The following is a 12,786-nucleotide window of genomic DNA, read 5'->3' on the forward strand; positions in this document are numbered from 1 at the left end:
ATCCGGGCTTTTTCTTTGGTTTCACGGGATTTAGCGTCCCACACGGTATCAGGGCATTTCTTTACAGCCCAAGCATTTTGGGGGTAATTTTCGGGGTAGCTTGTCACCCCCGAAATAGTTACCCCCAAATGCCACTCACCGACACCGCCATCAAGAACGCCAAGCCAGGCGAGAAGCCCGTCAAGCTGTATGACGCAGACGGCCTGCTGCTGTGGGTTGCCCCCAGCGGCGGCAAGTGGTGGCGACTCAAATACCGGCTTGGGGGTAAGGAAAAGATGCTTTCCCTTGGCACGTACCCCGAAGTGGGTTTGCGTGAAGCCCGCGAGCGCCGCGACGAGGCCCGCCGGCGGCTGGCCGATGGCATCGACCCCAGCGCCCACCGCAAAGCGGCCAAGAGCACCAAGGCGCTGCGAGAGGCCAACAGCTTCGAGCTGGTCGCCCGCGAGTGGCACGCAAAGTACGCGAGCACCTGGTCAGCTAGCCACGGCGTGCGCATCCTGCGCCGTCTGGAGGCCAATGCCTTCCCCTGGATTGGCGGCAGGCCCACGGCCGACCTCAAGCCAGCCGACGTACTGGAAGTGCTGCGGCGGGTGGAGCGCCGCGGCACTCTGGAAACCGCTCACCGCCTACGCGACAACATCGGCCAGGCCATGCGCTACGCAGTGGCCACCGGCCGTGCCGAGCGAGATATCACCGCCGACTTGCGCGGCGCCCTGCCACCGGTCCAGAAACAGCACTTCGCGGCGATCACCGAGCCCACCAAGGTGGGCGAGTTGCTGCGGGCCATCGACGGCTATACCGGCACCTTCCCCGTGACGTGTGCCCTCAAGCTCGCACCCCTACTGTTCCAGCGCCCCGGCGAACTGCGCCTGGCCGAGTGGCCGGAGTTCGACCTGGACGGCGCCACATGGGAAATTCCGGCTGGACGCATGAAGCGGACCAAGCAAGGCAAGGCCGAGGGATCGGCGCACATCGTGCCGCTGCCGAGTCAAGCGGTCGCCATCCTCCGCGAGTTGCACGCCTTGACTGGCACTGGCCGCTATGTGCTGCCTGGCGTTCGCTCGCCCAGCCGCCCCATGAGCGACAACACCATCAACGCCGGCCTCCGGCGCATGGGCTACGACAACGAAACCATGACAGGCCATGGTTTCCGGGCCATGGCGCGCACCATACTGGACGAAGTGCTAGCCTTCCCGCCCGCCATCATTGAGGCCCAGCTCGCGCACGCCGTCAAAGATCCGCTCGGCCGGGCGTACAACCGCACGGCACATTTGCCGCAGCGGCGTGACATGATGCAGCGTTGGGCCGACTACCTGGACGAGTTGAAGCGGGGCGCGCAGATCCTGCCGTTTGGCAACGGGCAGGCGGCCTAGGTGGACACCGCCAACGCCCGGCAAATCGGCCTATTGGGCGGCTGGGCCGACGAACAACGGCAACGGGTCTGCCCCTAGCCGCTCCGCTGATCGAGGCTGGATTTTTGACCCCCCCCTCCCTAAAAATCCGCGCCGCACAGAGACACGACTAGGCACACGGTCGTAGAAGCCGGAGCGGGAGTTTTTACCCCCCTGCAGCCGCGCCGGCGCACCAAGTAAAGACCCGGCCTTTGGCGCCCTACCGACCAGCACTCACGCTATGCGATAGTTCTGCCCACCTCCACCAATATTGGACTTAGCCATGAGCAGTGCACACGCGATAACGCAACACCTGATTGAGGAAGGCACAGCGGCCAAGGCGCATTTCCAGATCTGGTGGGCACTTCGCAATCTGGCGATACCCAAGTATCTGCGCACCATGAGCGAGCTGAGTTACGTTGATTTCTTCCACGCGTCTAATGCGGGGCATTACAAGCTGTTCTTCATCTCCCTATCAAAGATCTTTGATCGCGACGACCGTGTCGCAGGCATTAGCCAACTCAAGAAGGCACTGCGCGCTGAAGGACGCACACAATGTGCGCTTCGCATAGCGAGAGCCCTGAAACCGCTTGAACCTAAGATCAAGAGCGTCCTGGCGATTCGCAACAAGACTATTGCTCATAACGAGTATGCGATCCCGCGAAAGAAGGTCTATGACGTCAACGGGATCACCCCGAATGAACTGAGGGAGATCATCAACGTGGTCTGTGAAGTGATCAACGGCACCGCCAGGGAGTTGGGGATTACCAATACGATCTTCGACAGTGACCGTGGAGAGCGTGCAACCCTGGCCATGCTCGAAACGCTCCAGAAGGGCCACGCTAAAAGCTAGCACCATGTGATAGGGCTCGACTAACTAACTCACCCTAGGAGGCTTTCTATCTAGAAAACGTTCGGGGTGCGAATGACCCCCATGAGATCGGACCCCGGAAGGACCCGCGTGCACCTGACTGCACCCGGAGGGGTTCCCCACCTAGGGTGGGAGGTGCGGAGCACCCCTGCCATATGCCATTCATATTTTCTGACTGAATCGGCGACATCCCCACACAATTCAGTCGATCAACTTGGAAGTCGTTCTCAAAACTTGGTGACAGTGGTGACACCCTATGGACAAGTGCCGCCAGCCGCTCTAGATCAACGGTTTGCGCGTCACCAAAAACGGCTGGTGACGCGGGTACCGAACTGGTGACGCTGGTGACAAGTGGCACCAGGCCTGACAGTGAATCAACAGTTTCCGGGCGACAGCGAACACCAATAGGTCAAGCAAACCCGCTGCGACGATTATTCAGATATTTTCAACAAACCACCCTCTAGAGCCTCGCCACCGCCCCTTCAGCCTATTGGGGCTAGGCTCAATCGGTCCGTTCTGTCGCGCGAATAGAGCCTCCACCAGGCCGCCGCCGCCGCACCGCCAGGCGCTCACGCTGCAGCCCGTCACGGCCCGCCTGAGCGGGACGTGGGGCGTCACCACCTGGTCGACTTCGAGCGGCGAGCCTGCGGCCCGCTGCAGGCCCTGCCGACACACTACCGCCTGATCTATCGTGATGGTGGACGGCGCTGCCGCGCCGGGTGGCTGGCCACTGGCATTGGGATACGGGCACGTCGCCGGCACGCGTGCCTTGGAGCTAACCAGCAGCTCGCCGGACACCGCGCAAATAGAGCCTCCGCCAGGCCGCTACCGCCGCACCGCCAGGCGCTCACGCTGCAGGCCACCGCGACACGCAGGAGCGGACCGTAGGGCGTCACCACTTGGTTGGCATCGAGGGGCGAGCCTGCGGCCCGCTGCGGGTGTTACCAGGATCTACCGTGATGGTGGACTGCGCTGCCGCCGCGGGCTTTAAGGCCGTGACAGCGTCCAYCGCACGATCCATTTTCTAGGGATTTTTCAGAGGTTGCGTCCATACCTCTGTCGGATGGCTGGCCGTCGCTTACCGGGCCACGAGGGGTCACTCGCCCCCCCCGTATCTATCGAGGCTTGGGCGGCTGCCATCCAGTTACCGGCCCAACATGGACCGTGATGCCGTATGCGTACCCATCCTGATTGTACGGTGCCCCACGGTACAGGACGGCCTCGCATTTGCTGGCCAGCTCCCGATAAATCGCATTGTCTGTCGCGCAGCTATAGAGCAAGGCAACGCTAAACGTTCGATCATTGTCACTTGCAGTCACGAGCGTATATAGCGCTTTGTCGTCTGGCTCACCGACAATCACCTGCCATCCCGCATTTCGCAGCGGGCGAACCAAGTCATCGATACAATCCTCCGCCAGAATTGCCTTACGCAGTAACACGCCATTGTCGGTTGGCATCTCTGGCACGAGTCGACCATGCTCATGGTAAGTCTTTTGCTCAATGATTTTGAGTGTAGCTTGGGCCTGCCCTTGGAACAGGGCCTGCTGCCAGAGCAATTTGCTGTCCTCGTTCATTTCAGGGAAGAACAGCGAAACGCTGTTTGACTCGTCATGCCATGCTTCGATTACCCCCATCGTTGCCAAAGCCACGATCAACCGGGTGAAATTCGAGGACTGTTGCCAATCTGACGATACCCCGTGAGCAAACAGATGCCTATTGAGCCAAGTAGTCCCATCGTACTGGGCAGTATTTTGAAAGAAGGAAGTTTTCAGCCAGCGGCGAAACGACTCAAATGTGAAGACACGCTCGTCCAACGGGTAGAGGTACTCGAGAGTCAAATACTCTTGCGGAACCCATGTCCGGTAAAAATGCAGCCGGGCAGCACATTCGATGGCTCGATCAATCGCTTGATCAATTCTCTCTGCTATCGAAGGTTCGCCCCCACCTTGGCTAACGATTCGCGTCAGTGCTCCTTCCAAGGCCGGAATCAGGGCGGAGATGCTGGATGCGCGATAGCCGCTATAAAAGGCAAGATATGCCTCCCTTGCCAAGGGAACTACTTCCCGAAGACTACGCGCTGCAGGCATGATTTGCGCAATGCACACCGCCTGAAACGGAAGCGTGTATATGGTCGATGTATGGTAGTTGAAAAGCTGGAGTGCTCGCTCCTTAGAGCAATCCTCGACAGCCTTAAGCAGCTCCCGGGTTTGGCCCATGGATACCCAAAGAGGGGAAAACCACTCTAGCTTGTCCCAAAGCCCAGCGTCTCTATCCGCAAACTGGCGACGCAACTGCCAGTTTGCGTCCCCCTCTGGCGGAATTTTCGGGAAACCTGCCTCCTGCCCATTTACCGTCAGCACAATGCTCTTCGTGGTAACAAACGTCCCGATATCGCGTTCCTCCACCTGATCAACAGTTAGGCCCCGCTCGCTCGCCCACTTCTGAATCAATTCCGGGCTGAGACTATCTAACGATTGACACCTGCGAGCCCGATTCCACAGGCCTCTGAAATGGTCTTCCAATGTGGGATAGCTCATATGGATAGTTCAGCCTCATGGGAAAGATACTCGCTGCAGCCATCACGGGCCGCTTGAGCGGGGCATAGGGTGTCACCACCTGGTCGGCATCGAGGGGCGAGCCAGCGCCCCCCCGCAGGCGTTGCCGTTGCTTCACCGCCGGATCAATCGTGATGATGTACGGCGCTGCCACACCGGGTGCCAGCCTACTGGTGAAACTCCATCCTATTGACATCCGAAACTTGCGCCGCCACCGCGGGCCTTAAGGCCATGACAGCGTCCATCGCACGAATGCCGTGCTGCGCAGTTTCATTGGGTTGGCGGCACCTGTCAGCGAGAGAATCGGGCGCCGCTAGTAATTCGATTCGTGCAGTTCGTTGGTTCGCCCCGGGTGTAGGCTGACCGCCAGCGATGGTGTCACGCGCACGACCCCGGTAGTGTGCCAGAAGCGAGAGCGCTCGCCGCCGAAGCCCTCTTGATAGCTTCGCAAGCGGACCAACAGGAGAAGATCCGCGTCGCTCGCCGCCAAATATTCGCGAACGAAGGACGCGCGGCAGAGCAGTCGCGCCCCCTTCGTGCGGCGTTCTCGCCGGCGACTGGACTCCATCCACACCTCAGAGCGAACCAAGACCTCACCCGACGGGCTCACCCATGCGCGGCCGAACGTGTCGGTCGGCGTAAGCTGCCCAAAGTCGATGGCCGCCTGGCTCAGTCGCCGCCGCTGGGCGGCACCCGACACGCCCAACGAATCGGCCACATCCAGTCGCGCGTCGTCGTCCCAGACCACGACCCACGGCAAGTATGGCGCGTTCCGCCGCACCTCGGTCGCGTCGCCATCCTCATAAGGTTGCAGTCGCGGGAAGTATGCACGGAAGGGATCCGCCGCAGCGACGGACTCGGCCAAGGCGATACTCTCGCCGCGCGGCGCCAGGGCAGACACCACGTGGATGCCAACGCCCTCAGTGGAATTCCAGTCCCCATCTACGACCAACCAGTCGCTAACAGTCGGATCGATGCCAAGCAGCGCCTGCAACGTCGTCGGATCACTCGTCAGCTCAACTCCCTGCGGGCCCACGACGCGCAACGTGGTCCGCGTATCCACAGGTTGCCAGTCGGTGCCGTCTGCCAACCATAAGCCGTCCGCATGGGTGACAACCTGACGCCCCAGCCACTCGCCCCACGGATCGTTGTCGCCGTACGGCCCGAGCACGACAGGATATCGGGCGAGTAAATCGCCAGCGACGCCGTGCAAGGCATGCCAGCACAACTGCTCGCCGTACGTGTGATAGTCCGGGTTGATGCCACGGACGTAGTCGCGGCGGGACCGCGATCTGCCCTTTGCTTCGTGCATGTACGTGATGTCGGCATCATGACGACGCACCCAGACAGTCATGGCGTCCACCGTTTCCCAATGCGGACGCCTGAACAGGTTAGCCACGTGCGCGACGTCGTCCTTGTCGAAGTCGTAGTCCAGATGCAACTCCGGTTCGGGTTTGGCAACGCTTTCGGGCCGCGACCGCCGATACGAGCTGCCTGCATAGTCCTTCGACAGCTTGTTTGGATAAGGCGAGAAATTGACCGCTTCCAGCGCTTCCATCTTGGACTTCGGCAGCGTGATCTCTCCGCGTTGCGCGCACGCGACCAGCGCCCCTGCGGCGAAGTGCTTGCGAAGCACATGATGGTCCACTGGGTCAAAGGCGATCTTCTCCAGAAACGTGCGGTGCCGTGCGATCTGGGCGGGTGCCTCCAGGGCGATCCGGGCCATAGCTATCAAGAGCCAAAGCTGCGCGTGCAGGTAGAAGAACGGCAGTTCGGGCGCCTGAAAGCAGGGAGCATAACGTCGATCGAAGTGCGCGATGACGGCATCCAGYACGTCAGCACGGCCCAACCGGATCGCGGTGCGCAAGCTGTGGGCGGCCATCCACCGTCGCTCGCCCACCGGCGAACCCAGCACAAACCAGATCAGCCCAGCCGTCGTTTCGACAGGGTCGCCGCTTGGATACAGGTCTGCCTTCCAAGGACCATCTGCCGTGCTGGAGGCAAGTTTCGCCGGACCACTTTGGAGCAGACGCGTCAATGCTGCCCGGCCCACGCCCGGCATCGCCACCGCATTAAGTTCCGCCGCAAAGTTGAGCCACACAGACGCCGGCACTGGCGATTTCGGATGCGACAACTCCCGAATCAGGAGCATCAACAGCGTGCGGCGATCAATGTCGCAGACATCTTGGAACGCCTTGACATGGTACGTCGAAAGATAATCCGATGAGATGAACTCAAGGGCGTTCTCGCAAACGATGATTTCGGCGCAGTCCCGCAATGCCATACCTACTGCCACAGAGGCGCCGGACCACTGCTCCTTGCACTGCCGAAGCTCATGCTCCTTGTCGTACAGGTCGAGCAAGCCTTGGCGCGCGATGAGGTCGATGTACTGCGGCCAGTCTGGAAACGCCACCTTCGCCCGCAACACCTCAAGGACGTCACGCGCGAATCGCGTTCCGGTTCGCACTGCACCTGCCGCCTCGAGCGCTCGGGCCACTGAGACGTCATCGAGCGGGTTCAGATCGGCCGCAAGGGCCAGGACAGCCGCCCGGGCCGCCTCTTCTTCGGTCCGCCAGTCGACTGTACTTTGCTTGGGCTCGGAGGCACGCCAGTTGTTGAGCGTGTTGTAGTCGTCACGCGACACCTCGATCCTTTTGGCCGCAGCCGAAAGGTAACCGTATTCCCACGACGTTTCGCCCAACACCTCCTTAGCGAACCGCGCGAGGACCCGTGGGGTCTCAGCACTCAAGGATCCTGGGTTGTTTTGCAGATACTGGGCGACCAGTTCACGCACTAGGGGCCCGTGTTGCCCACTGACCTTGGTCTCGAGCGTGGCGACCAACTGCTCCGTGCCACAGACATAGAGCTCGGCAGGTTTGGAAAGCCTCAGCAAGGTCACGGCGAGGGCAGGATCGAGCTGGTCGTCTTGGACCAGGGCCCGCAGGTAGGGCAGCAAGGTGTAGTCGAGTGAAATTCGATCTCGGTCTTCCCACCGCGCTAGTTTTGCCAGCCCCTTCAGGCCAGACGCCTTGGCCATCGCGTTGCCATACATTCCCCAGTGGAACTTCTGCTCCTCGCCAAGATTAAGTTCGCAGATGTTGGACAAGGTATGACTATCTCGATCGTCAATGTGGCGGCCTTGCAGCGTGCTGGCGAGGTGCATCAATCCATCCACGAATCGGTAGTCGCCGGAGCCGATGGCGTCCATCTGATCCAGGCCCCGCCTGAAGTACTCGGCCGCTTCGGCAGGACTGGCCACCGCCATAGCCCGGCCGAGGCGGGCGAAATACCCGGCTCGCTCCCCTACTTCATCTTCCTGTTCGATCGCCGTGCTCGTTTTGACGGCGAGCGCGCCGGCCAACGCCTGAAAGGCCGGGCGAGAGGCCAGCAGCGCTACCAGCCCGATGACCTTCGCCACCGGCGTCGTCCCAGGCTCGGTGGCGTCAGCTGCGAACATCGAGACCTCGGGCGCAGTCACGTCGGGGTTCGCGGCGAGCGCGAGGGTCAACAGGCGCTCTCCGACCGCGTTGTGCTGCCGCTGGGTTTCCTTGGTGCTGGAGTAATGGTCTTCCTTGACGCGCAACTCCTTCCACAGGCTCGTCAGTGGCGACAGTGTGGCCGCGGCACGACCGCGTCCATCGCCCAAGGCCTGTGCGAACGCGTTCGCGACCTTCACCCAAGTCGACAGGCGTTGATTGAGAAAGCGCTCCGCCGACGTCTTTTCGTCATTGCTGATCCGTTCCTTGGCTTCGGGCGACTTGCTCTTCGCTCGGTATTCCGCTTCGAGCTCCGCTTGAAGAGCTATGCGGAATTCGTCTCCCTGCAGGTCGGCCGGAACCTTGCTAGCGAGTTCGATCAGCTCGCGCGGCAGCAGGTGCCGCTCGTCGATCGGCTCACCGTCCGCGATCCGCGAGATGACCTGTCGCGCCACGTACGGGTAGACCTCGCCCGTCCAATAGGCCTCCCGGAAGGTGTACAGCGTCGGCGGCGCCAGCGGCAGGGCGTCAACGATCGCTTTGGCTTCCGCGGGCATTTCTAGCACCAGGGCGGTCGCTGCAGCCTCGAGAAGACCGCGAACGATCGCGCGCTCGTCGGGTCTGTAGTGCTCCTCACCCAGATCGACTGCTTCCTTTTTGACGCACACTTCGGCTAGGGCGCCAATTAGGGCACGTCGGCGACCATCGTCGCTAGTCGCGAACCGGACTGCCGCCGCCAGAGGGCCGGCCGTGTCTAGGCCGGCCAAGTACCTGTTCATAACGTCGGGGGGGAGGACGCGCTTGGCTTCCGGACGGCTCGCCAGTTCAAACGTCGCCTTCGCCACTTCATAGGCGTACCAGTCAATCCACCCCTTTAAGTCGCGCGCCGCTTCCTCACCGTTGCCGTTCGCCAAGTGGCAGAACGGTATCGCCGCCATGTCCATGACCGTCGGGCTGGTACGGTCCTGAAAATGGTCGGGCTTTTGTTGGTAGTAGTGTGCACGCCATTCGAAGACCCATTGCGCATGTCGGACGGCGTCGGCGACCTCACCCATAAGCGCATGGGCGATGGCAAGGCGCGCATGGCGAGACCCGGCCCACTTGGTCCGAGCCTCGAACAGGCGTCGCAACGACTCGATATCACCCGAGGTCACAACGAGATCGGGGTTATCCAGAAGGTACTGAGTCCCGCGCTGATCCATCGCAGCCAGCGTGGACATTTCAACCAGTAGCGGAACCAAATGATCGAGGTCGTTCTCGCGAACCGAATGCCCCACAGCCGCCCTCAAGCGCGCGTGCCGAATTGATTGCTGCCCTACCTTGCTGGTGATAGCCGCCGGCAGCCTTTCATCGAACGCCAGTCGAAACAGGCGCTCGCCATCCGACAGTTGCAGGAGTAGGTCCGGCAGGGTTGTGGCTGCGTAGACCGAAGTCGACTGCATCGCTAGGAGATTGTCGGCCAGGACGCGCAATGTCGTTGCATCGGCGGCATAGTCGCGTCGAATCAAGGTCTCCGTGGGCTCGTCGCGAAACATCAGCCCATGGCTCGTCTGTTCGATCAGTGGCGCCAGATCAGCCGCGAAGCTCTTCACGGCACCTTCCGGCATACCATTGACCTGTGCGAACTCCTTAAGCGGCACTGGTGGCGGCAGCGTGGCCAAGCCGGCGAGAAACGCCCGAATGTTCGCGTCGGGGTTGCCCAGCTTCCTCGCCTCGGCAAGCGCGTCCGAGATGCGCTGTCGAATCAGGTCGTCTAGCTCGATGAGCTTGCCTACCTCCGACGGCGCCAGCAGATCCGGCTCCTTCGCCAGATGCTCGAGGACACGCGCGTTTCCCAGCGAGCGGGATTGAGCAACTTGCACCATCGCTTCCGTCAGCTTCGGGACACGGGAGGCAAGAAACGTACTCGTTTCCGGCTCCGTAAAAGGCTGGAGCTCCAGTTCCTCGCAGGAGGCATCGCCGGTTGCGGCGCGGCGGCGATGGCTCCGGGCGCTGACCACCACCACCAGGCCCGGAATTGGCCTGCCGTGTTCAAGGCTTTGGAGCAATAGCTTCGGAAAGGTGTCCTGACCGCGATCACGCGCCAGCTCGTTCGCGTTGTCGATCGCGTCCAAGCACAGGATCAGTTGCCGATCGGCCGAGCCGCGGCGCAGGGTGGCAACCACCTGCTCGAGGCGCGCACGGAACGCGCGGAGAATGTCTTCGCTGTTGCTCGTGGAGGGGAGTAGCGGATCGCACAAGCCGCGGCAAGCCAAGTCATTGGCGATGTGGACGAGGCCTCGTCCGGGCAAGTGCCTGGCATCGTCTGGGGCGCGGTATTGACCCATGCCGAAGCAGTCGAACAACACAGTCTCGTGCGACGCCGACAGGCGGGCCACCAGGGAGCTCATAAAGACCGTCTTGCCCACGCCACCTTCAGCATGGATGATCAATGGCTTGGTGAGCCGCTGGATCCAGGCGACGGCATCGTCCAGTTGCACGCGATCGACAATCGCACCCACCGCAGGAAAGCTTGCTGGACAAGGCAGCAGATCACGCTCGTCGGAAAGCTGAAGCGCCGCGAAGACATCCGTGCGCGCGATCATGTTCCGATGCTGCTTCGCGAGCCCAGCCTTATCGCGTGCCATCTCTCGGATGTTATTGAGGCGAATGACAGCCATGTGGTCTCGTGCCGGCGACCAATCGGCCAGCGTGATGGCCAGTTCCTCCTTGTTGGAGCGCAAGTCGCCAGTCAGACCGATCATCTCAACGCGTGCGACGAACTCGGCGAGGTCCTTGCCCGTCAACCTGCAAGCAGCGATGACCTGGGTCGCCTGATCTTTCGCCTCACCTTCGAGCGGGGCGCCTTGGGCCAGACCCCGCAACGCGTCGACCAAGGCTGCGGCGATAGGGCGATTCGTGACCAGCTCGAAGCGAAGCTTGTCCCTTGCCTTTTGGGTACCATTGTCGCGCTTGCACGCACGGTAGGTCCGCGCGAATTTGCCCAAGGTCTTCTTGGCATCCGAGGCGCGGAAAGGCTTGAGTTCCGCGGCCTTGGAATACTTCACCTGCACGACCACGATCCGCCGCGCATCGGAGAATGTCGCGCGCCGGCCAAAGTACAACACCGCATCGGCGATCTCGTTGGCTTCGGCAGTGACGAGCTTCTGATCCTCTTCGCCAAACCCCTCGATGGCGATTCCGACGAGATCGTCTCTGGGCAACAAAAGTCCCAGGCATTTGCGCGCTACCCACGCCTCATGGAATTCGTGACCATCCCTGGATGCCCGCACACTGTCGAACGTCATTCGTACCTTTGCCATTGCGATTCCGCTGGAGTTCCAGAAAGGATACTTGAAGTCACGGGAGCGGGCGTACTTATGCCTTGGAGCTGGCCAGCCGCTCGCCGGCCGCCGCGGGAACAGGGTCTCCACCAGGCCGCCATGGCCGCCCCCCCAGGCGCTCACGCTGCAGGCCATCACGGCACGCCTGAGCGGGGCTCAAGGTGTCACCACCTGGTCGGCATCGAGCGGCGAGCCTCGGCGGTACATCGTCGCCCACCCACCATATGAGTAGACCGGCACCGCTGGCGCCTGGCCGCCCTGATACACTCAGCCATCGAGGCGATTTCCCATTAGAGGACTTGCAAATGGAATATCAGGCCGCGCTCCATGCACCAAGCCATTTTTTCCCCGTTCTGCTTGTCAAAGCTAGTCCGGGCCAGCCGTCGGAGATTGTTGAGCACCTTGGGACGGGCTTTTTCCTGTTTCCTGGGGTATTGATAACCTGCTGGCATTGCGTGGCAGATCAACCTCCGCCCGGATGCGAATATGCCATTCGCGTGGAAGAGTCGAAGGGAAGGTTCAAGGCTTACTTTCTTGAAGACATCGAGCGCGACGCGAATGGAACAGACATAGCAACCGCACGATGCCAATACACACCACCGCAAGAACTCGAACTGTGGACAAGCGATCTTCTCCTCGGCGAGGAGCTTTGGGCATTTGGGTATCCGTACCCCGAGCGCCAGCGCAAGCAGGACGGAACCATCCATCACGTTATTAGCGGCAGACTCCTGCGCGGCTACATGACGCGGCATTTCTTGTACGATCACCCTACCCTGGGAAGAACGGACGCCTATGAACTTGACATGCGCGCCCCGCAAGGGATAAGCGGAGCCGCCCTTATTCGACGCGACACATGCCAGGTTGCCGGACTCATATTCGGGAGCGCTGACGTTGAGACGATAGAGGAATTCGCAAGCGTCGACACGGAAACTGGGGAGCGAGAGCCAGAGGTGCGCAGGATTGTGTCCTTTGCTTTGGCGTATGACACGGAGTCATTGGGCAAGCTCAGGACCAGCGCCACTAATAAGTTGCCCCTCGCCGAGTACATTCGGACTATCAAGGGCACTTAGACCGTAGCAGCTACCATACGCGGACATGCATCTCTCCGTAGCCCCCCCGGGTTCGAACAGCTTTCATACGTCCAGTTCGAAGAGCCCGGCCGAGATGCAA

The 12,786-nt window shown here is 61.3% G+C and carries 5 protein-coding genes; 3 read left to right on the forward strand and 2 right to left on the reverse strand.

The window, feature by feature from the left end:
- Positions 1-128: 128 nt before the first annotated feature.
- Both AC1DKD_RS31410 and AC1DKD_RS31415 read left to right on the forward strand, forming a co-directional pair.
- Positions 129-1,373, forward strand: a complete 1,245-nt coding sequence (locus tag AC1DKD_RS31410; RefSeq protein ID WP_441631170.1) for a tyrosine-type recombinase/integrase — start codon at positions 129-131, stop codon at positions 1,371-1,373.
- A 301-nt stretch (positions 1,374-1,674) separates the two neighbouring features.
- Complete coding sequence (locus AC1DKD_RS31415) at positions 1,675-2,244, forward strand: AbiU2 domain-containing protein (RefSeq protein WP_441631172.1); 570 nt, start codon at positions 1,675-1,677, stop codon at positions 2,242-2,244.
- Positions 2,245-3,377: 1,133 nt separating this feature from the next.
- On the opposite strand, the gene AC1DKD_RS31420 is transcribed toward AC1DKD_RS31415, so the two are convergent.
- Both AC1DKD_RS31420 and AC1DKD_RS31425 read right to left on the reverse strand, forming a co-directional pair.
- Positions 3,378-4,799 (reverse strand): hypothetical protein, encoded by a 1,422-nt coding sequence (locus AC1DKD_RS31420; RefSeq protein WP_441631174.1) that lies wholly within the window; start codon positions 4,797-4,799, stop codon positions 3,378-3,380.
- Positions 4,800-5,130: 331 nt separating this feature from the next.
- A complete protein-coding gene (locus AC1DKD_RS31425; RefSeq protein WP_477111861.1) occupies positions 5,131-11,580 on the reverse strand; it encodes a P-loop domain-containing protein in 6,450 nt (2,149 codons plus the stop codon).
- Positions 11,581-11,921: 341 nt separating this feature from the next.
- Here AC1DKD_RS31425 and AC1DKD_RS31430 point away from each other — a divergent pair, with 341 nt between their 5' ends.
- Positions 11,922-12,686: a S1 family peptidase gene (locus tag AC1DKD_RS31430; RefSeq protein WP_441631178.1), complete on the forward strand. Its 765-nt coding sequence runs from the start codon at positions 11,922-11,924 to the stop codon at positions 12,684-12,686.
- Positions 12,687-12,786: the final 100 nt, after the last annotated feature.

The organism is Cupriavidus sp. 05T313 (assembly GCF_056396665.1).